Raw genomic sequence first — 19,504 nt, 5'->3', positions numbered from 1 at the left:
TCGACACCTGCGTTGTGATCGGCCGCGCGGATCGCCGATCTGTGGGATATGTCAGGCAGTGCGGGATGTGCTGATCGGTTCGGAGGCCGGTGAACGGGTCGCGTGTGCTCGCGCGATGACCTGTCTCAGCCCATATCCGTTGACGATGGGTATCCCATAGCGGTGTTCGAATCTGGTGCGCAGGTCGATTCCGGCCGGTGCCGAACAGCACAGGGCGAAACGCACCGACGAGGTGTCCGGCGGTGTCCGTCCGGGCAGATCCGACAGCGCCGCGTACAGGTTCGGCAACGCCGACGCGTAAGTGGGCCGGATTCGCTCGATCCGTTCCAGGAAAGACGTCGGGTCGAGGGGACCCACCAGGGTGGTGCGGCCTCCGGCGACCAGCGGCGATAGAGCGCCCAGCAAGATGCCGTAGATCTGCCGCATCGGCAGGGTCGACATGCTGTGGTCGGCATCGGTGAGGGAGAAGACCGTGATCACCAACTCGCACATGGCCCCGAGGTGCCGGTGGTCGAGCATGGCCCGGTCGCCGCCGTAGGTGATCAGCGCCAGTGCCTCCCCGCCGGACTGTTCCGCCGGCGTGAGGTCGCGTTCGCCCGCGCCGAGCGCCGCGCCGGGCGGGATCACCCGGATCGACCGAGAGATTCCCGCCGGGCGCTCGGTGACGATGAGGACCTTGGGATCGGCGTCGGCTATCCGGTGGCCCGTCTGCGCGTCGGATTCCATCGGGTCCAGCACGGCCGCCGTGGCACCCAGCCGCCAGGTCGCGAACAGCGACACCACCAGCTCGACGGCGCCGGGCAGCATGATCGCGACGACGTCACCGGTCGTGACGCCCCCGGCGCGCAGGCAGGCCGCCGCACGCTGGACGGCGACCAGGAATTCGCAGTTGTTCAGTGCGGCGCCGTCGTCGGCAATGGCCGGTGCGTGGGGGGCCGCGACGGCGCGACGGTCCGGAAGGGTGGAAAGCGTCATGCGATGTCCTCGGCAGCGGCGTGGGTGCTGATTACCACGGTAGAAAGCCCAGCTCGGATCGCCACCGTCGTGCAACGATGAAATTCGTCGCCCGCCTTGTCGCCGGAAGACAATATCGACCGGCGCAAGCCCACCGTGCTCACGGCCAGGGGAATACGATCGGTTGGTGACGAGCTTTCGTCGCAACGGTGAAGTAGAGGTCGACCGTTGTATCGCGACGATCGCCGCCCGCATGAGCGAGCGGGTGACGGATATCAGCGCGAGCATCCATAGCTCGCTCGAGGAAGAGGTACCCGAGCTGCGCGCGGACGTCCACACCGTCGAACTGCTGCGGGCCAGCGTGCAGGGCAATGTCGACACCATGTTGCACGCGCTGCAACACGACATCCCCGCCGAACGCACCCACCTCCCGTCTGCCGCGACCGAGTACACCAGGCGTCTGGCCCAGCACGGCGTCCCGCTCCATGCCCTGGTGCGCGCCTATCACGTCGGACAGCGGCGGGCTACCGAACTGGTATTCGCCGAATTACACTCCGCCGCCGATATCGCGCCGGTCGATCGATTCGTCGTCGGCCGGGCGATCACCACCCGACTGTTCACCTACCTCGACCAGGTGATCCAACAGGTCGTCGTGGTCTATGAAGGAGAGCGCGAGCAGTGGTTGGACACCCGCAACAGTGTGCGCGCGCTCTGTGTGCGCGAGCTGCTGACGGGAAAGAAGTTTGTCGACGTCGACAGCGCCACCGAGCAGATCGGCTACCCGCTGCGCTGGCATCACCTGGCGCTCATCGTGTGGTATCCCGACACAGGGGACCGCGGTGACGAACTCGGCGAGCTGCAACGGTTCGTCCGGGAATCGGCCGAGACCACCGAAACCTCCGGCGGCCCCCTGTTCGTCGCCGACGATCAGCTGAGCGGCTGGGCGTGGCTGCCCTACCGTTCGGCGCGACCCGATGCCATCGCCGACGTCCGTGGTTTCGCGACCTCGCAACACGACGCCCCGTGCGTGGCGATCGGCACGATGGCCCCCGGACTGACCGGGTTCCGCCGCTCTCATCGCCTGGCCCAGGACGCGCGTACGGTCGCGCTGGCGCAGACGGACACCGAACACCACGTGGTCGCGGCCGATGACCCCGGAATATCGGTGGCGGCCCTGCTCGGTGGCAGCATCGCGGAAGTCCGGGAGTGGGTCGGCGACGTGCTGGGCGATCTGGCCTCCGACACCGACAACGACGCGCGGCTGCGCGACACGCTCCAGGTCTTCCTCCGCACCGGATCGAGCTACAAAGCAGCCTCCGCACAGCTCGACCTCCACTCCAACTCGGTGAAATACCGGGTGGGCCGGGCAGTTTCGCGACGCGGCAGGCCTATCGCCGAAGACCGGCTCGACGTCGAGCTCGCACTGCTCGCCTGCCACTGGTACGGTCCGGCGATACTGCGACCCGATACGACGTGACCGGCTGCCCGACTCGGCGGCGAAGCGCGGTGTTGCGCCGCATACGGGACAGCTTCTCGGGACCGCGCACGGCGTAGCGTCCGGTGACGAGTCCGTCGTCGACGCGCAGCGCCACGACGGTGTCGATCTCGCCATATCGCCGCGAGATCAGCGCCGGATGGCCGCTGACCGGCCACATCGGGCGCGATGAGCAGCGGCGCGGGCAACCAGGGGCCCCTGGACACCGGGCCCCGCCGCTTTGTGACACGCAAGATGGTGCCGGTCCCCGCGGTGGGTTCCCGGCGCCGCCAGGCCGAACGATCAGGAATCGAGAAGCGCTGGTCAGCGGGCCGCGGTTAGCGTTGGGACGCGAGCCGATCGCATACAGAGGAGGACTCATGGACTGGATCAGACGGGTTCGGCAGACACACCGATGGCTGGCCGTCGTTTTCACGGCGACCATCGCCGTCACGGTCGTCGCCTTGGCGTTGAAGGGTCCCGTGTGGGTCTCCTATGTGCCGCTGCCCCCGCTCGCCTTGCTGCTCTTCTCCGGTCTCGGCGTATTCGGATTGTCGTGGGCCGCCCGGCTGCGTGGCCGGGCGGCCGGGAACTCCTCGCCGCGGCAGGTCGCGTCGGCACCGCGGGTCCGGCAGTTGCATCGCTGGTCGGGCATCGGCTTCGTCGCTACCGTTATCGCCACATTCGTCGCCCTGGCACAGGAGGAGCCGATCGTCTGGGTCTCCTACCTGCCGCTGCTGCCGCTTGCCCTGCTGCTGTTCTCCGGCCTGTACCTGCTGGTATTGCCGCTTGCGGTGCGTCGGCGCACCGGTCGGCTCGCCACGTCCTAGTCGCCCAGCGGCGTGACGCGGGCGGCGGCGAGCCCGATCGCACCCGGCCACGGGTCGATCGCTTCGGGGAACGGCCGCTCGTGCCCGGGCGGCAGGGAGCGATATCGTCGCAGCATGCGAGCCCGGCCGTTGACTCTGATCCAGGACGACCTCGTCGACTACGACAGGGCGATGGAGCGCATGGGACAGCTGGTCGAAGAACGCCACGGCGGCGCGCGGCCGGACACCTTGTGGTTGCTGAGCCATCCGCCGGTCTACACCATAGGGCGGAAGACGCCGCAGGAGCACCTGCCGGACCCGGCCCACGACATCCCGGTCGTGCAGACCACCCGAGGGGGTCAGCTCACCTATCACGGGCCCGGCCAGTTGGTCGGCTATCTCATCGTCCGGCTCGATTCCGGCGAAGGGGTGGTGGACTACATCCGTGAGGTCGAGCTCCGCCTGATCGAGGCACTCGGCCGGGTGGGCGTTCCCGCCGAACGCCGCGACACTCCGCCCGGCTCCGAACTGCTCACCGGAGTGTGGACCCGCCGCACCGGCCGCAAGATCGTCTCCATCGGCATGCGCCAGAGCCGAGGGATCACCAGTCACGGCTTCGCCCTCAATGTGAACGGCGACCTCGAGCCGTGGCGCTGGGCCGTCGCCTGCGGGCTCCCCGATGTCGACATGACCTCGGTGACCCGCGAAACCGGCGCGGCCACCATGGCGCACGTGCGCTCGATCGTCGCCACCGCTTTCGAAGCGAGTGGTGCAGCCGGGTAGCCGCGCAGACCCAGGTATCGGGGCGCAGTAGTTCCGGTGCGAGCTTGTCCGCGGCCCACAGCGAGTTCGGTGGCGCACACCGAGGCCGCCAGTAGTGTTGCCAAACGGTTGCCAACGGTCGGACAGTTCTGGCCATCGGACGCCGGTGTGCCAGGTACGGTGCGGAGGAACAGCGTTGCGCCGAGCAATCGCAGGCGTCCGCATGCGGCACTGGCACCGGGAATCCCGAGACAACGGAGGTGCGGCAGTGACAGGCACACAAGCCACGCCCGGGACGTGGCCGGCGTTGCGCGTCGATGACTGGACCCCCACGCGGGAGACGCTGCACATGTGGACGCAGATCATCGGCAAGATCAGACTCTCGCATGCTCCGCTGGTCAATCACTGGTGGCAGGTCACCTTCTACGTCAGCCCGAGGGGACTGACCACCTCCGCCATCGCGCACCCGGCGGGATCCTTCGACGTCGAATTCGACTTCCTCGATCATCGGCTGCACATCAGGTCCAGCGACGGCCGGACCCGGCAGGTCACGCTGGAACCCAAACCGGTGGCGGCCTTCTACGACGAAACCGTCGCCGCTTTCGATGAACTCGGGATTCCGGTGCGAATTCAGGCCAGGCCCAACGAGGTGGAGCCCGCCATCCCGTTCGCCGAGGACTACGAGCATCGCTCCTACGACGCCGGTGCCGCGACTTTGTTCTGGCGACAACTGCTCGCCGCCGACCGGGTGATGCACGAATTCCGCGCGCGCTTCATCGGGAAAGTGAGCCCGGTGCACTTCTTCTGGGGCGCAATGGACTTGGCGTGCACCCGGTTCTCCGGTCGCGCGGCTCCGCGACACCCGGGTGGCGCGCCCAACTGTGGCGACTGGGTCATGGTCGAGGGCTACTCGCACGAACTGAGTAGTTGCGGCTTCTGGCCGGGCGGCGGGTCGGAAGGCGCCTTCTACGCCTACGCGTACCCTGAACCCCCGGGATTCGCCGATCACTCCGTCGGCCCGCGAGAAGCCCGCTACAGCCGGGAGAACGGCCAGTTCCTCCTGCCGTACGAGGCCGTTCGCGCCGCCCGGGCCCCGGAACGCATGCTGCTCGAATTCCTCGAGACCACCTACGAGGCCGCCGCCGACCTCGGCCACTGGGACCGCGCCGCCCTGGAGGCCGATCCGGACCGCTGGAAGCACAAGCGGCGAGCGCGCGAAACGGACCTGCCACGGCCGCCGGTCGAGTGATCTTCCACTGAACACCCCCCCACAGTCGAACCAGGGCGATCTGGATACAGGGTGTTTCACATCCCAAATCTCCCAGACTTGGGGATTGCCACCAGATATGGTCCACCAATCAATGTATCGTTATTTGACGGCACGTTAACTGACGGGATGAATGCACATGCACAACACGAGGAAGCGCGTGACAGTGTGTCGAATGGTGGCCGCGGCGGTGATCGGCGGGGCGGTCGTCATGGCGGCGGCAGTCGCCTCGCCCGAACCCACGGTCGCCACCACCGCGGACCGGTACTCGCACAACCCCTCCGACCGGCGCGGTTCCGGCGTGGGAGAGCGCGCTCTGAGCGGCAACCACGGCGGCTACCAAGGACGCAACGAGCGCCCGTGTCAGTACACCCCCGAGGGTTACTGCACCGGAGGGCGCTGACCACCGGATCGACTCGCCCGGTCGGCGGCGAGCGGAGCACCCGGGCGGCCCGGACGGGCCGCCCGTCCGCGTGACATCAACCCTCGGCCGGGCCGTAGGCGATGTGGACCACGCCGTTGGCGTCAGACCTCATGCTCGGTGAGCGCGAGCTTTGTCGCGTCGACACCCTCGCCCCACAGGCGCTTACGCTTGCCGAGCGCGATCAGGTAGACGAACAGGTGCAGGCGCGCGACCTGGCGGCCGCGCGGTTCGGGTCAGCCGATGATCGCGTTCATGATCGTGCCCGCGCTCGTCGCCACCGCGCCGCCGGCCATCGCGCTGGCCACCATCTTCGGCGACTCCAGGCTGCCGCCGTTCCACTTCTCCCACGCGAACCTGCCTCCGCCGTAGGTGATCGCCGTGATGCCGGACAGTTGCACCAACCAGGTGAAGTAGCGGCCCATCTGCATCAGTTTGTCCGCCAGCGGCGGCTCTTCTGCGGTCGGATTTTCGAATTGCGCGATCACGGTGTCGTGCAGCGCGGCGAGAATCATGCTCACGTTCCTGCTCCTTTTTCGCATGCCGAAGTGATGCTGAAGACAATTCGAGAGAAAGAGCTGCGCTACCGGAAGTTCGGCGCGCCACGGGCACCGCGACGCTCACGGCCGCCTATCCGGCGGTCCGTGTCGCGATCGTATCCCGCTTTCCGGATCGTGGCCGGAAAACGCGTGACAAGATCGATTAGACCGCATGGCAAAGGCGTATTCCCCGCGACACACCGTTGTGCGCATTCGACGCTGATGGTTCCCGAACGTGTCGGCGTTCTTCACCGAACTCGCGCGGGTCACCGCGCAGGACATCTCGACCAGGTTCGCCGCCGCCCACCGACTCTCTCGAGAAACGGACCAATCGGCCGAATTGCCGGTTGCCGCGGACCCGCCGCCCTATTGTCGATGCGTAATTCGTAAGCGCCAGGTCGCCTTCGAGGCGACAGCGGTGCGGCGCCGCCCCGGTCCGGCGGCGCCCGGGAAGGAGTCTTCATGCCGGACGGTCACGCGCGAGTGCGCGCCGGATCGTCGACCGGACTCGACACGAGCACTTCCTCGACGCCGACCTGCGCGATCCCGGCACAATCCTGGACGCTCCGGCCCTGGGCGATACCTTCGATCCGGATCGGCCCATCGCGATCTTGTTGGTCGCGGTGATGATGTTCTTCCGCGACAGCGACGATCCGTACGACGTCGTCGGCCGACTGCTGGACGCCGCCCCGTCCGGTAGCTACCTGGTGCTCACCCACTTCACCGGCGATTTCGGCCCGCGACCCATGGCACGCGCGGCGGCCGCGGCCGAGCAGGCCGGTATCGCCTTCCAGCCCCGCAGCCACGCGGAGACCGAATCCTTCTTCGCCGGAACGGAACTCGTCGAGCCGGGTGTCGTGCCGGTGGAAGCCTGGCGTCCGGACCCGGACGTCACCTCGGCCGCGGCGCGGTCGGCCTGGTACTTGGCCGGCGTCGGGCGCAAACCCTGAGCGGCGTTTGAGCCGCCGCCGTTCGGCAACTCACGTCGGAGATACCGGCGGCCACGGACGGCGAGGTGGTGGACATGGTCGACGACGTCGAGAAACGCTGGCGCGATCCGCGCGGGTTCCGGCGTGCCGCGACCTACGTCACTTCGGTACTCGCCGCGGCCGCGCTGGTCTTCCTGCTGGCCGTGCTGTGGGCCGCGCAGCGCGAGTGCCCGGACGCGGACAAGCTGCTGTGTGACACCGCCGCGCAGGTCGCCGTGGTACTCGGGCCGGCGGTGGTCCTGCTGATCGGCGGCATCGGCGCCTTCGTCGAAACCTACCTGCAGTGGCGGCGCGGCCGGACCTGGCCCATCTGGCAGGGGGCGGGCTGGTTCCTGTTCGTGCTGATGGTGGTCTACCTCGGCATCGGCGGCGGCGCGGTCGCGAGCTGATCAGCCGGCGACCCGGACGACCACCTTGCCGAAGTTGCGTCCCTCCAGCATGCCGATGAACGCTTCCGGGGCGGCGGCCAAGCCGGAGACGACGTCCTCGAGGTACCGCACGCGGCCGTCGGCGACCCACTCGCCCATCTCGCGCAGGAAGTCCGCGTACAGCTCGCGGACGAATTCGCTCTGGATGAATCCGCGCACCGTGAGGCTTTTGGTCAGAATCCGGCCGTAGTAGGCGGGCAGCCGGTCCGGACCCTCCGGGGCGCCGGTGGCGTTGTAGTTGGCGATCAGCCCGCAGACGGGCACGCGCGCGTAGGTGTTCAACAGCGGATACACCGCGTCCGCCACCGCGCCGCCGACGTTCTCGAAATAGACATCGATGCCGTCGGGAACCGCGGCCGCCAGCTGCTCGGCGAAATCGGGGGCACGGTGGTCGAGCGCGGCGTCGAAGCCGAGTTCGTTCAGATAGGCGACCTTTCGCGGACCGCCCGCGATGCCCACCACGCGGGTGCCGCCGATCTTGGCGATCTGGCCGACCGCCGAGCCCACCGGTCCGGTGGCCGCGGCGACCACGAGGGTCTCGCCGGGCCGAGGTTTGCCGATCTTGCGCAGCCCCGCGTAGGCCGTGAAGCCCGGCATGCCGAGCACGCCGAGGGCGGTCGAGATCGGAGCCTTGCCCGGGTCGAGCTTGCGCAGCCCGCGCGCCGAGGCGACGTCGTGGGACTGCCACCCCGAATAGGCCAGTACCAGATCGCCTTCGGCCAACGAAGGGTCGCGGGATTCGAGCACTTCGGCCACGGTCCCGCCGACCATGACCGCGCCGACCTCGACCGGGTCGGCGTAGGACTTCGCCGAACTCATCCGGCCGCGCATGTACGGATCGAGCGACAGGTACAGGGTGCGCAGCAGAACTTCGCCTTCGGCCGGGGCGGGGAGTTGCGCGGTCTCGGTCCGGAAATTCTCCGTGGTGGGCGCACCCACCGGCCGGGAAGCAAGCACGATTCGCGTCGACTCGACCATGCGCCCACCTTAATGGTGCGGTCGGACGTAGTCCGACCATGCCGGATCGTGTCCGGCGATCACCACCGCGATTCCGAACCGAGAACAGGCCGCCCTTCATTCATTCCCAGGGTCCGGCCGGGAATCCAGCGCCCGTCGCCGGAGGAAGAACGCCGCCGCGTCGGCGATGTCCGCGCCGCTGCTCACCGACTCCGGTCAGCCGGTCCGCGATCTGGCGGTCGGCGCAGCGGCGAGTTCCGAGCCGCACCGATCGGCGCCCACCTGGCCGAATTGTCCTTACTCGCGGAGGAATACGGCCGCGGACCACCGCACCGCGACACCAGACCGTTCGAGTACCTCGTATTGCTCCACATCGCGACGCGGCGAGGTACTTTGATCTTCGCACGCCGACCACAGCTTCAGCTCCATCCCGCACCCACCCGAGATGCACAGGAGTTCACTTTGGCACGGCACCGTCGCCCGAACCGCTCGCGCACCCGCGGCGCGCTCGCCATCGTCGCCGCGCTCGGCATCCTGCTCGCCGGCATCGCACCCGATGCGACGGCGCGCCCGATCGGCCCCTACGACGTCGGCGGGGCGATCGAAGTCGAGTACGACCAGGCCGGTGGGCCTGCGTTCTTCGGCGACCCCGTCACACCCGAGGACTCCGCTGCCCGCGGCGGCCGCTACCAAGCGTTCGAGCGTGGCTCGTCCATCTATTTTCACCCCGACACCGGCGCACATCAGGTCGGTGGCGCCATCCGCGAGAAATGGGGCAATCTCGGTTACGAGGGCGGAGCGCTCGGCTACCCCGTGACGCGGGAAGCGGCGACACCATCGAAACCGGGCAGCTACAACGTCTTCCAGAACGGTTCGATCTATTGGTCGCTCGGCACCGCAGCGCATCAGATCGGCGGTGTGATCCGCGACAAGTGGGGTTCCTACGGCTGGGAGAGCAGCCCGCTCGGGTTCCCCATCACCGACGAATCTCCTGCCCGCGCGGGCAACGGCCGCTACAACCTGTTCGGCGGCGGCGCCATCTATTACGCCCCGCGCACCGGCGCCCATGTCGTCTGGGGGTCCATCCGCGAGAGCTGGGAGGCCGCGGGCGGCGACGCCGGGCGATACGGCTACCCCACCAGCGACGAGTACGACTTCGAGAACGGGAAAGCCCAGGACTTCGAGGGCGGCCGCCTCACATGGGCGCCCTGAGCCGATCGCTCTGGGACGCGCGGCGCACATCAGCCGATCGGCCCGCTGGGAGCACGCCGGCACCGTGAACTCCCGGCACTCCGGACATTCGGAGCGGTTCGCGACGGGCTCCGCCGGCGGCCCCAACTCGCGTCGGGGCCGCCGCGGCCGAACCAGCCAGTGCCCGAGTCGATCCTCAGACCCCGACCTCGACAGGGATACTGCCACATCACAGCGGCCACGTCGCATCGGTGATCGTCCATCGGTACGTACACGCGCCCGTGCATGTGCATACGCGCAACCGGCTACGAAAGCCTCGAAAATGGAGGTGAAAGCATTGCGATAAGATAACGAACGAGTATCGGTAACCTCGTCTCGATATCGAAATGTTACCGATCTCTGGCGGGCGTTTTGCCGAGTTACCGCTGGGGACAAGGGATTTCATACCGCAGGACGAGGATTCGATTCGGAAGCTCCACTTCCCGCAGCACGGCGCGCGAATCCAGCCGACCGACCGGTTGCGAACATACCGCCCCAACTCGCCACCGACAGTGCGCCGCGGCGGTTCCTCGGTCGCGAATCATCCCCTCGGCAAACGTGCCGCGCGGAGCGACCGCACACACGCCGAGCACGGATAGGGCGCTCCGCGATCGAGATTATTCGCCCGAGTGCATCTCGGTGAGCAGCTCGCGCAGAAATCGCACACTCGCGCCCGGGGACAACGCCTCCACGCTGATCCGGTTCATCACCGACATGTACAGCTCGACATCGCGCTGCTTGTCCAAATACAGGGAGCTGGTGAGCTGCTCGGTGTAGACGATGTCGGCCAGCTCGGGCTCGGGGAACCGAAGGATACTGAAGGGGCCGCCGGCGGCGGAGTGCCCACCCGCCGCGTACGGGAGCACTTGGAGCCGGATGCTGGGACGGTCGGCCATTGTGACCAGATGCTCGATCTGCTCGCGCAGCACCTCCACTCCGCCGACGGGTCTGCGTAGCGCGTTCTCGTCGATGACCGCCCACAGCGTGGGAGCCGGGGCCCGGTAGAGGATCTGCTGGCGGCGCATGCGGATGGCGACGCGGCGTTCGGTCTCGTCGGTGTTGCCCAGCTGGATCACCGCGCGCGCGTAATCGGCGGTCTGCAGCAGCCCGGGGACGAACTGCGCCTCGTAGGTCCGGATCGTGGTCGCGGCCTGTTCGAGGCCGATGTAGGTCTCGAACCACGCCGGGAGCAGATCGCTGTAGTGCTGCCACCACCCCGGGTCGTTGGCCCGCCGAGCCAGTTCGAAGTACGTTTCGCGTTCAGCGGGGTCGACAACTCCGTAGAGGCTCAGCAGGTCGTGCAGATCGCGTTCCTTGAACCCGGTCCGGCCCAGCTCCAGCCGACTGATCTTGGCGTGCGATCCGCGGATCGCGTCGCCCGCCGCCTCTCTGCTGATTCCGCAGCCCTCGCGCAGCTGACGCAGCCGGCTGCCGAGCGCGATCCGCAGAACCGTCGGACCACGTTCTGCGGCAGGTAATTCGGCGCTGTCACCACTGTCTTCGTCATTGGTCATGCATGCCTCCGGCCGATCGGGGGTCAGACCGCGCGGCGTAGTGCCTCCACCGGCACAGCTGTCGGAACATCGGCGACGATCCTACTCGGCCGGGCCCGGACACCGGCCCAGACGCGAGCGCGTGCCGCGAATCGGCTGCGCACGTTCGGATCGACAAGAGCGCCAACGCTATATCCTGACCGGATTCCCAGGCGAGCCGGGACAGCTGTGCGTAAAGTCGCCCCCGACGGTGGCCACGCGGAGGAGGACCGCCATGACGTCGGCAGCGGAATCGACCCGTCCAGCGGGTGTGGACTTGGAGATACCCAGTATCGCACGGGTGTACGACAACGCCCTCGGCGGGGCGGACCGGTTCGAGCCCGACCGGCAGGTGCACCAGCGCTCGAGGAAGCCGGTGCCGGACCAGGTCTTTGCTGATGGGCCAGACGACGGAACTAGAAAGGTCTCCATGTCCGATCCCGCTCTCCAGACCGGTGTCCGCGCGCCGGTAGGTGTGGACACGACACGCGCGAGCATCGCCCGCGTCTACGACGCCACCCTCGGCGGCAAGGACAACTACGAAGTCGACCGCTACGTGCGCGACCGAGTCGCCGAGGTCGCGCCGCGGCAGCGCGATGTGGCCTGGATGAATCGCCGCTGGCTGCACCGCGTGGTGCGTTATCTGGCCGGCACCGTCGGCATCGGCCAATTCCTCGACATCGGCGCCGGCCTGCCGACCGTCGGCAACACCCACGAGATCGCCCAACAGCAGAATCCCACGGCGCGGGTGGTGTACGTCGACAACGATCCGGTGTGCAACATCCACGGCCGCGTGCTGCTCGAGCGCAACGAGTTCACCCATTTCGTGCCCGCGGATCTGACCGCGCCGAAAACTCTGCTGGCGCACTCCGAGGTCACCCGGCACCTCGACCTCACCCGCCCGCTGGCGCTGATCCTCTGCGGCATCCTGCATCACGTCGACGACGATCTCGATCCGGCGGGGATCATGCGTCAGTACATCGATGCGCTGCCCGCCGGATCCTACGTCGCGATCACGCATTTCTACGATCCCGCCGACGGCGGCGAGGCACACGAGATGGCCATCGAACTGCAACGGCGTTTCACCGAAATGGGTCTGGGCTCCGGCTGGTATCGCACTCGGGAGCAGATCGCCTCGTATTTCGGCGATCTGGATCTGATCGAGCCCGGCCTGGTCGAACTCGACGACTGGTGGCCGATGGGCCCCGCGTTGCGGCCGCGGCTGACCGAGGAACGTCTGCTGCTCGGCGGTGTCGGCTACAAGTCCGGATCGTCGAACGGCGTCGTGACCGCCCTGCGCCGCCGGTCGACCGAGGACGACCCATCGGATCCCACCGAACGAATCGGCTGAAAGGTACTTGCCGCGATGACATACGACGACCTGACCGGACCGGAGCTACGCGAGGATCGGTGGCGCTTCCTCGAAGTCCCGCTCGGACCGGACCAGGCTTGGCGCTACGCCGACCCGGCCGCGCAGACCGAGGTCGGCGAGGGCGCCGTATCGGTGCGGATCGACGCATTCACCCGATCCCATGCCGAGGTCCAGATCCTGGACAACCCGAAGCATCTGCTGGTGTCGACCGAAACCTTCGCTCTCACCGGCGGACCGCGGACCTTCGCGGTGGAGATGGCGGCGGAGAACATCGGCGCCACCGGCGAGGACTACCGCGACGGCTTCGCGGCGTTCAACGTCCTCGACATGAGCAGCGCCCAGGTCTTCGACTTGATCGCGACCAGCAGGCACGCGTACGCCATCCACGAACGGCTGTTCGTGCCGGGCGTCGTCCCGGCGGAAGAGGCGTTCACGCACGTGGTGCACGCGCCCTTGGCCGGAGTCGACATCAAGCCCGGCGAGTTCCACCGCTACGCCGTCACCATCGACCGCGCCGCGGGCATGGCAGGCTGGTACGTCGACGACGTTCCCGTGTACACCACGCGCGCGGCGCGGCTGCCGGAGACGATTCAGATCGGTTTCGGCATCATCACCCTGCATCCGATCGAAGACGGGCGCAGCACGTCGCTGCGCGGGCAGGGCCTGCACGCGCAGTGGCGCGACTTCACCGTGGCGTGACCCGAACCGCTTCCTCGAGCGAGTCCACCGAACAGAATGGCGCCCAGGCACACTCGGCCGGGCGCCACGCACGTCGGCCAAGCGGTCGTTCCCGATCGATCAGGTGCTCCGCTTGCGCGGCCACTCGACACCGCGCGAGCGGGCGTACTCGTCCGCCGAAGCGCCGTCCTCGTTCGGGTCGTACTCGTAGTCGTACTCGTCCGACTCCGTACGACGGCGCGGATCCCACACCATCGCCACGGCCGACACGGCCAGCAATGCCACGACAATGGCCGCGATGACTACATAGAGCACGTCTTCCACCCTCCTGAAGTAAACCGAACAGCACGTAGCCGTGCCGGATACTCCACGCGCACAGCTGGTTTCACGCCGCAGGCATGGTAAGCCGCACGGCCGGAGACCGGTCGTTCCGACGGCGGTTACCGGCCGGTCGCCACCGAATACCGGCCGGTCGGCTACTCCTGCCGATTCGACGGAAACACTCCCGCGAATCTTCAGCGTCGCTTAGGCTCGTCACCGTCCCGGTGGCTCCGGGACATCCGGCGCGGCACCGGCACGCCCAAGCCGGCCGCGATCGCTGGTGGTAGCGGTGGGGTTCACCCTATTCGATGAACCTCGCCGTCCCCACTTCCCATGAAATCCGAAGGACATTCAGCGGGAATCACCCGCTTGGGGCATCCGGCGAGCTACCGTCTTCGGTCATGGACGACATCGAACTGCAGCCTCCGACCGTCGCCTCCGCCAAGCAGACCGGCCTGGTCCTGGACATCGCCGCGCTCGACATCCACAACCCGCTCGCTCGGCCGGGCGAGATCACCTATCCCTACGTTCGCTGCACCGACCACCGGGTTCTGCGGCTACCCGAGCCGTTGCACCGGTGGGCCACCGAGACCATCGCGCTCAACCACAGCAAACACGCCACCGGCGCGCTGCCCCTGTTCCCCGGACAGGTCGAATTCGGCATCCTCGACGGAACCATGTACGCCGAAGTCCTTTGATCCCGCGAGAGCCCGGCGGACCCGGCCGGGCTCTGTCGGGTCACTGGGATGCGCCGTCGCAGCCGGACGGACCGCGGTCCCGCTCGGGCGATGCACGCCCGCGAAGGTCGCCGCGATCATCGCCACGGTCGCGCTCGCCCTGACCGTCGTCCTGGTCGCCTGCGATGATCGGATAGTGGCCCCGCGCTGTCGCGTGACGACGAAAACGCCTGGTGCGCGCTCGGGCCGGCTACGCGGTTGGCGCGGGTTGCGGGCGCACGACACACTGGAGCCCGTGAATCGCATGTCAATCCGACGACGCCGCCGCGGATCGGACGGCCTGCCGTGACCGATCTCGCCCGCGGTGAGAACCGCCCCGCGCCCGGCGACCGGCTGACCGTGACCGTCACCTGCTCGGCTCCCGTCGACGTATCGGCGCTGTTGCTGAATTCCGCGGGGCGCGTTCGCTCCGACGCCGATTTCGTATTCTTCAATCAACCGGTCGCCCCGGGCGTCACCTACCGGCACGGCCGAGGCGCGGGCGATGCGGTGGACATCCAGACCGGCGCGCTGCCCGGTGACGTGGACCGCGTGGTGGTCACCGCGAGCCTGGACGGCAGCGGCCCGCCCACTTTCGCCGCCGCGGGCTCGCTGCGCGCGACCATCGCGGCTTCGTCGGGCACGCTCGCCTTTCCGATGACGGGGCTGAGCACCGAAACCGCCGTGGTGTGCGTGGAGATCTATCGCCGCGCCGGCGGGTGGAAGGTGCGCGCGGTCGGCCAAGGGTACGACAACGGCCTGGCCGGTATCGCAACGGCTTTCGGCGTGAACATCGATGACGAGCCGGGCCCGCCGGCCTCGACACCGGCTCCCCCACCGGCATATCGACCCGCGCACTCCCCCGGGTACCATCCCGCGCCATCTCCGGCGTACCAGCAGGCGCCCCCACCCGCCTATCCACCCCAACCGGCCTATTCCGCACCGGCCGCCGCGGTGCCGCCGCCACCGATGCCTTCACCTCAGCAAGGAGCGCTGCCGATGCACAGCGAACTGTTCACCGCCGGCCACGCCGAAGTCACCGGTGCGGGCATCCAGAAGCAGGGCGGCAAGATGATCAAGGTGGCCGTGAACGGCGAGGTCCTGGCTCGCGCCGGATCGATGGTCGCCTACCAGGGCGATCTGCATTTCCAGGCGCTCGGCGCGGGCGGGATCGGCCGGGCGATCCAGCAGCGGCTGACCGGTGAGGGCGTGCCGCTGATGAAGGTGTCCGGGCGCGGCGACCTGTTCGTCGCCAACGGCGCCGCCGATGTGCACACCATCGACCTGGACGGCACCGACGGCCTCACCATCAACGGTGCCAACGTGCTCGCCTTCGATTCCGGCCTGCGCTACGACATCCGGATGGTGCAGGGCGCCGCCGGGTTCGCCGGCAACGCCGGATTGTTCAACTGTGTCTTCACCGGCCGTGGCCGCATCGCCATCACCACCCACGGCACGCCCGTGGTGCTCAATGTCGACCAGCCCACCTACGCCGATCCGCAGGCGGCGGTGGCCTGGTCATCGAGCCTGCAGACGGGCATCAAACGCAATGATTCGTTCGGGCTGGGCAGGCTGATCGGCCGCAGCACCGGCGAGGGGATGACGCTGTCGTTCTCCGGCCGCGGCTTCGTCATCGTGCAGCCGTCGGAGCTGCCGCCAGGAGGTTTCGTCGGAGGCACCGGCGGCGGGCAGGAGGCCGGCCAGAGCGGCGGTGTGCTGGGCGGCCTGTTCGGCTGACGCCGGGCGCATGCGCTCGAACCTGCACGACACGTGCCAGCAGCAACAACGGCCCCGTCGGCATGAGGGCGGTGCCGACGCGCCGCGGGCGGTTCCGCTGTGGTCGTGTCTCGCACGAGTCGCCGCCGGTTATCCCGTCCGTTCCAGCACGCCGCGCAGAAACGCCGCTTGGCCCGCGTGCTGCAGATCGTCCGAGATCACGCTGACCAGCCGCGCACCAAGCGTCACCGGCGGATCCCATCGGGTGTCGACGACACGGTCCAGATCGGCGTCCGCCAGCGTCCGGACGAAACGCAGCGTCTGCTCGTGCACCGCGTCGTAGTACGCCGCGAGCAACTCGGCGGACGCTCGGACGACCGCCACGTCGGCGGGCCGGTCACCGTAGCCGGTCGCGCCCTTGTCGAGGGGCAGACCGAAGCGGTCATACCAGCCCTTGGCGGTCCAGACCTGCTCGACACCGGCCACATCCGCGATGTGGTCGTCCTGCACGCGGGTCAGATGCCAGATCAGCCACGCGATCGAGTTGGCGCCCGAATCGATCCGCCGAGCGAGAATGTCCTCCGCCAGTCCGTCCACCGCTTCGTGCACCACCTCCCGGATCCGCTGGTACGCGTCGGTCAGCATGTCGGCACTGGTCGCCATCAGTCGACTCCTCTCGAGTGTCCGCTGCCCCGACCGTACCGAGCGCGGCCGGGCAGTACGAGCGTCGACATGCGTGCCCCGAGTTCAGCGCCATCCAACCGAATTGAATGTGCCGTTATATAACGGTACGATTGTCGATGGCGAGATCGGGTCGATGACCTTTCGAATCGGTCACCGACCGGAGGAAGACATACCGAAGTGAGGAACTACCGATGATTCACGACGTCGAAAACGGACGCGTCCGGCAAGCGGTCGCCCGCGTGGCGATGGTCGCAGCGCTCGCGCTGACCCCCGTTGCCGCGGTCGCCGCGCCCGCCGTAGCGCAGCCGACTGCCGCGCAGACGAGTCAGATCGAAGAGGTCCACGGCGCGTGGCACCGGCACGACGGGTGGGGTCGCGGCGGCTACGGCGGCTGGGATGGTTACGGCGGGTGGGGCGGCTACGGGTACTGGGGTAGCCCGTTCGGCTACTGGGGCAGCCCGTTCGGCTACTGGCCCGGCATCGCCCGGCTGCTGCCCGGCACCGGTAGCGCACTCTGAGCAGGAACACTCCCGCACAGTCGGCCAGGTGATTCCGGCCTCGCGCCCTCGTCGCGATACCGTGGGCACGGACCGGAATCACGTTCGCCACTCGCCGAAGGGGACGCGGCGATCCGCAATTGCGCGACATCACCGAGGGCGGCTACGTCGCGGCGGTCACCGATGAGGCCAACCATCCTGTGGTCGCACGGCGGTCCGGTGGGAATAGTTGGGAACCCGATGCGGTCGTTCCAGGTGCTTAGACAGGCGAACGAGAGGGGCCGCCGATGGCGACCGAAACCGTGACAGTATCCGTGGGCTTCCGCTCCGAGCGCGGCGCTATTCTCGGCTCGCTGATGCTGGCGACCGCGCTGGTCGCACTCGACTCGACGGTCATCGCCACGGCGGTGCTCACCATCACCGACAGTCTGGGCGGCTTCGCGCAGTTCCCCTGGTTGTTCTCCATCTATCTGCTGGCGCAGGCGGTGACGGTGCCGATCTACGGCAAGCTCGCCGACACCGTGGGCCGCAAACCGGTGATCCTGTTCGGTATCGCGATATTCGCGCTGGGTTCGCTGCTGTGCGGCCTCGCGACCAGCATGCTCGGACTGATCATCTTCCGAGCGGTCCAGGGCATCGGCGCGGGAGCGATCCAGCCGATGACGATGACGATCGCGGGCGACTTGTACACGCTGTCCGAGCGCGCCAAGGTCCAGGGCTATATCGCCAGCGTGTGGGCCATGTCCAGTGTGGCGGGACCGCTGCTGGGCGGCCTGTTCGCACAGTACGTCAGCTGGCGCTGGATATTCTTGATCAACCTTCCGCTCGCCGCGCTCGCCGGATGGATGCTGGTGCGCAATTTCGTCGAGAGCGCGCCCCGGAAGCGGCAGAGCGTCGACTATCCGGGTGCGGCGCTGCTGACGGTCGGCGCGGGCGCGTTGATCCTCGGACTGCTCGAAGGCGGTCAGGCATGGGCGTGGTCGTCTCCGGAGAGTATCGGGATCTTCGCGGGTGGCGTGGCGGTGCTCGCGCTGTTCGGGCTGGTGGAACGCGGAACGCGGAATCCGATCCTCCCGCTGTGGGTGTTCACCCGGCGTGTGGTGATCGCGAGCAGTTTGGCGTCGGTGCTGGTCGGCGCCATGGTTCTCGGCGCCACCTCCTATGTCCCCACCTTCACCCAGAGCGTGCTGGGTGCCGGGGCGCTGGTCGCGGGCCTCACGGTCGGCGCGCTGACGCTGGGGTGGCCGCTGGCCGCGTCCCAGGCCGGAAAGGTGTACCTGCGGTTCGGCTTCCGTACCACCGCGTTGATCGGCAGTGGATTGGCCGTCCTCGGCGCTGTCAGCACACTGTTCATCACGCAGCATTCCACGCTGTGGCAGGTCGCCGCGTCCTGCTTCGTGATCGGCACCGGTATGGGACTGGTCGCGACCCCGACTCTGATCGCCGCGCAGACCAGCGCCGAATGGACCGAGCGCGGTGTGGTCACCTCGGCCAATATGTTCGCGCGCTCGATCGGCAGTGCGGTGGGCGTCGCGGTGTTCGGCGCGATCGTGAACTCGCGCGTCGGCCACACCGATCACCCGGAGCCCGCCACACTGGCCTCGGCAGTGCATCTGGTCTTCATCGCGATCGCGGCGATGGCCGTCGTCATGCTCGCCGCCTCGGCCATGATGCCCCGGCGGTCGGTGAGTGCATGATCGAGGCAATCCCTGATCGAGGCAGTGGTTTTTCGGAAGCGCAGGCCCTGGAGCATGCTCAGCTTTCCTGTCGAACGAGAATCTGGAGGTCGCGGTGGCGCAGGCCGTATGCGTGATAGTCGGTGTGTTCTTCCTGGGTATGGGGGTCTACGCGCTTGCCGCGCCCGTCGCTTTGATCCGGCCGTTCGGCATCCGGCTCACCGAAGCGAGCGGGCGCTACGAGGTGCGCGCCGTCTACGGCGGCTTCGGACTGGCGATGGCGGGCGCGCTCGCGGTAGCCGCCCTCGACCTCGCAGCGCTGCGCGGCGGGATCATGGTCGCGATCGGCGCGGCACTGGCGGGGATGGCCCTCGGCCGGGTGGTGTCGGCCGTGCTCGACGAGCGCACGGCGTTCTATCCCACCTGGTTCTACGGCGCGGTGGAGACGATCGGGGCCGCCGCGCTCTTGCTCGCCGCCTAGC

At 68.2% G+C, this 19,504-nt stretch carries 21 protein-coding genes; 15 read left to right on the top strand and 6 right to left on the bottom strand.

Annotation, left to right across the window (positions count from 1 at the left end; genetic code table 11):
• Window positions 1-51: 51 nt before the first annotated feature.
• Window positions 52-975, bottom strand: a complete 924-nt coding sequence (locus ACT89H_RS05175; RefSeq protein WP_445107289.1) for a class I adenylate-forming enzyme family protein — start codon at window positions 973-975, stop codon at window positions 52-54.
• A gap of 166 nt (window positions 976-1,141) precedes the next feature.
• Between ACT89H_RS05175 and ACT89H_RS05170 the strand changes: the two genes are divergently transcribed.
• The 5 genes from ACT89H_RS05170 to ACT89H_RS05150 all read left to right on the top strand — a co-directional run bounded on the left by ACT89H_RS05170 (window position 1,142) and on the right by ACT89H_RS05150 (window position 5,669).
• Window positions 1,142-2,431 carry a PucR family transcriptional regulator gene (locus ACT89H_RS05170; RefSeq protein ID WP_445107288.1) on the top strand — a complete coding sequence of 430 codons (1,290 nt, stop codon included), beginning with the start codon at window positions 1,142-1,144 and terminating at the stop codon, window positions 2,429-2,431.
• A gap of 377 nt (window positions 2,432-2,808) precedes the next feature.
• Window positions 2,809-3,258, top strand: a complete 450-nt coding sequence (locus tag ACT89H_RS05165) for a hypothetical protein (protein WP_445107287.1) — start codon at window positions 2,809-2,811, stop codon at window positions 3,256-3,258.
• A 114-nt stretch (window positions 3,259-3,372) separates the two neighbouring features.
• Entirely contained in the window at window positions 3,373-4,020 is a 648-nt protein-coding gene (gene lipB / locus ACT89H_RS05160; RefSeq protein ID WP_445107286.1) for a lipoyl(octanoyl) transferase LipB, read from the top strand.
• 202 nt (window positions 4,021-4,222) lie between these two features.
• Window positions 4,223-5,248 carry a DUF5996 family protein gene (locus tag ACT89H_RS05155; protein WP_445107285.1) on the top strand — a complete coding sequence of 342 codons (1,026 nt, stop codon included), beginning with the start codon at window positions 4,223-4,225 and terminating at the stop codon, window positions 5,246-5,248.
• Between the two features lie 178 nt (window positions 5,249-5,426).
• Complete coding sequence (locus tag ACT89H_RS05150) at window positions 5,427-5,669, top strand: hypothetical protein (protein WP_445107284.1); 243 nt, start codon at window positions 5,427-5,429, stop codon at window positions 5,667-5,669.
• A gap of 254 nt (window positions 5,670-5,923) precedes the next feature.
• Here the strand turns inward: ACT89H_RS05150 and ACT89H_RS05145 are convergent, their stop codons facing one another.
• Window positions 5,924-6,202 carry a hypothetical protein gene (locus tag ACT89H_RS05145; RefSeq protein WP_445107362.1) on the bottom strand — a complete coding sequence of 93 codons (279 nt, stop codon included), beginning with the start codon at window positions 6,200-6,202 and terminating at the stop codon, window positions 5,924-5,926.
• Between the two features lie 518 nt (window positions 6,203-6,720).
• Between ACT89H_RS05145 and ACT89H_RS05140 the strand changes: the two genes are divergently transcribed.
• Both ACT89H_RS05140 and ACT89H_RS05135 read left to right on the top strand, forming a co-directional pair.
• Window positions 6,721-7,176: an SAM-dependent methyltransferase gene (locus tag ACT89H_RS05140; protein WP_445107361.1), complete on the top strand. Its 456-nt coding sequence runs from the start codon at window positions 6,721-6,723 to the stop codon at window positions 7,174-7,176.
• Window positions 7,177-7,250: 74 nt separating this feature from the next.
• Window positions 7,251-7,604 carry a hypothetical protein gene (locus ACT89H_RS05135; RefSeq protein ID WP_445107283.1) on the top strand — a complete coding sequence of 118 codons (354 nt, stop codon included), beginning with the start codon at window positions 7,251-7,253 and terminating at the stop codon, window positions 7,602-7,604.
• Here the strand turns inward: ACT89H_RS05135 and curA are convergent, their stop codons facing one another.
• On the bottom strand, window positions 7,605-8,621 hold the full coding sequence (gene curA, locus ACT89H_RS05130; protein WP_445107282.1) for an NADPH-dependent curcumin/dihydrocurcumin reductase: 1,017 nt from the start codon (window positions 8,619-8,621) through the stop codon (window positions 7,605-7,607). It abuts the gene before it with no gap.
• 441 nt (window positions 8,622-9,062) lie between these two features.
• Here curA and ACT89H_RS05125 point away from each other — a divergent pair, with 441 nt between their 5' ends.
• Window positions 9,063-9,812 carry an LGFP repeat-containing protein gene (locus ACT89H_RS05125; protein ID WP_445107281.1) on the top strand — a complete coding sequence of 250 codons (750 nt, stop codon included), beginning with the start codon at window positions 9,063-9,065 and terminating at the stop codon, window positions 9,810-9,812.
• A gap of 635 nt (window positions 9,813-10,447) precedes the next feature.
• Here the strand turns inward: ACT89H_RS05125 and ACT89H_RS05120 are convergent.
• Window positions 10,448-11,344, bottom strand: coding sequence for a Sco1979 family transcriptional regulator (locus ACT89H_RS05120; protein WP_445107280.1), 897 nt, complete (start codon window positions 11,342-11,344; stop codon window positions 10,448-10,450).
• A 253-nt stretch (window positions 11,345-11,597) separates the two neighbouring features.
• Here ACT89H_RS05120 and ACT89H_RS05115 point away from each other — a divergent pair, with 253 nt between their 5' ends.
• Window positions 11,598-12,713 (top strand): SAM-dependent methyltransferase, encoded by a 1,116-nt coding sequence (locus tag ACT89H_RS05115; RefSeq protein ID WP_445107279.1) that lies wholly within the window; start codon window positions 11,598-11,600, stop codon window positions 12,711-12,713.
• Between the two features lie 15 nt (window positions 12,714-12,728).
• Entirely contained in the window at window positions 12,729-13,433 is a 705-nt protein-coding gene (locus ACT89H_RS05110) for a DUF6081 family protein (RefSeq protein WP_445107278.1), read from the top strand.
• A gap of 99 nt (window positions 13,434-13,532) precedes the next feature.
• Here ACT89H_RS05110 and ACT89H_RS05105 read toward each other — a convergent pair whose 3' ends face one another.
• A complete protein-coding gene (locus ACT89H_RS05105; protein ID WP_445107277.1) occupies window positions 13,533-13,727 on the bottom strand; it encodes a hypothetical protein in 195 nt (64 codons plus the stop codon).
• A 407-nt stretch (window positions 13,728-14,134) separates the two neighbouring features.
• Between ACT89H_RS05105 and ACT89H_RS05100 the strand changes: the two genes are divergently transcribed.
• Window positions 14,135-14,431: a hypothetical protein gene (locus ACT89H_RS05100; protein ID WP_159839961.1), complete on the top strand. Its 297-nt coding sequence runs from the start codon at window positions 14,135-14,137 to the stop codon at window positions 14,429-14,431.
• Between the two features lie 324 nt (window positions 14,432-14,755).
• Window positions 14,756-16,186 carry an AIM24 family protein gene (locus tag ACT89H_RS05095; protein ID WP_445107276.1) on the top strand — a complete coding sequence of 477 codons (1,431 nt, stop codon included), beginning with the start codon at window positions 14,756-14,758 and terminating at the stop codon, window positions 16,184-16,186.
• Window positions 16,187-16,315: 129 nt separating this feature from the next.
• On the opposite strand, the gene ACT89H_RS05090 is transcribed toward ACT89H_RS05095, so the two are convergent.
• On the bottom strand, window positions 16,316-16,828 hold the full coding sequence (locus tag ACT89H_RS05090; RefSeq protein WP_445107275.1) for a mycothiol transferase: 513 nt from the start codon (window positions 16,826-16,828) through the stop codon (window positions 16,316-16,318).
• Between the two features lie 212 nt (window positions 16,829-17,040).
• On the opposite strand from ACT89H_RS05090, the gene ACT89H_RS05085 reads away from it, so the two are divergent.
• From ACT89H_RS05085 to ACT89H_RS05075, 3 genes are all read left to right on the top strand, one after another.
• Complete coding sequence (locus ACT89H_RS05085; protein ID WP_445107274.1) at window positions 17,041-17,367, top strand: hypothetical protein; 327 nt, start codon at window positions 17,041-17,043, stop codon at window positions 17,365-17,367.
• Window positions 17,368-17,633: 266 nt separating this feature from the next.
• The gene (locus ACT89H_RS05080) at window positions 17,634-19,043 is read left to right on the top strand and encodes an MDR family MFS transporter (protein WP_445107273.1); all 1,410 of its coding nucleotides are present in this window, start codon (window positions 17,634-17,636) and stop codon (window positions 19,041-19,043) included.
• A gap of 94 nt (window positions 19,044-19,137) precedes the next feature.
• Entirely contained in the window at window positions 19,138-19,503 is a 366-nt protein-coding gene (locus ACT89H_RS05075) for a DUF4345 family protein (protein ID WP_445107272.1), read from the top strand.
• Window position 19,504: the final 1 nt, after the last annotated feature.

Source organism: Nocardia aegles (genome assembly GCF_052545135.1).
Note: the sequence above shows the minus strand (reverse complement) of the source record. Positions and strands in the feature narration are given on the sequence as shown.

Bases quoted from the DNA above. Each gene is read 5' to 3' on its own strand.
- ACT89H_RS05175 (WP_445107289.1), bottom strand. From the start codon at position 975: ATGACGCTTTCCACCCTTCCGGACCGTCGCGCCGTCGCGGCCCCCCAC.
- ACT89H_RS05165 (WP_445107287.1), top strand. From the start codon at position 2,809: ATGGACTGGATCAGACGGGTTCGGCAGACACACCGATGGCTGGCCGTC.
- lipB (WP_445107286.1), top strand. From the start codon at position 3,373: ATGCGAGCCCGGCCGTTGACTCTGATCCAGGACGACCTCGTCGACTAC.
- ACT89H_RS05155 (WP_445107285.1), top strand. From the start codon at position 4,223: ATGCGGCACTGGCACCGGGAATCCCGAGACAACGGAGGTGCGGCAGTG.
- ACT89H_RS05145 (WP_445107362.1), bottom strand. From the start codon at position 6,202: ATGATTCTCGCCGCGCTGCACGACACCGTGATCGCGCAATTCGAAAAT.
- ACT89H_RS05135 (WP_445107283.1), top strand. From the start codon at position 7,251: ATGGTCGACGACGTCGAGAAACGCTGGCGCGATCCGCGCGGGTTCCGG.
- curA (WP_445107282.1), bottom strand. From the start codon at position 8,621: ATGGTCGAGTCGACGCGAATCGTGCTTGCTTCCCGGCCGGTGGGTGCG.
- ACT89H_RS05120 (WP_445107280.1), bottom strand. From the start codon at position 11,344: ATGACCAATGACGAAGACAGTGGTGACAGCGCCGAATTACCTGCCGCA.
- ACT89H_RS05115 (WP_445107279.1), top strand. From the start codon at position 11,598: ATGACGTCGGCAGCGGAATCGACCCGTCCAGCGGGTGTGGACTTGGAG.
- ACT89H_RS05110 (WP_445107278.1), top strand. From the start codon at position 12,729: ATGACATACGACGACCTGACCGGACCGGAGCTACGCGAGGATCGGTGG.
- ACT89H_RS05100 (WP_159839961.1), top strand. From the start codon at position 14,135: ATGGACGACATCGAACTGCAGCCTCCGACCGTCGCCTCCGCCAAGCAG.
- ACT89H_RS05090 (WP_445107275.1), bottom strand. From the start codon at position 16,828: ATGGCGACCAGTGCCGACATGCTGACCGACGCGTACCAGCGGATCCGG.
- ACT89H_RS05085 (WP_445107274.1), top strand. From the start codon at position 17,041: ATGATTCACGACGTCGAAAACGGACGCGTCCGGCAAGCGGTCGCCCGC.
- ACT89H_RS05080 (WP_445107273.1), top strand. From the start codon at position 17,634: ATGGCGACCGAAACCGTGACAGTATCCGTGGGCTTCCGCTCCGAGCGC.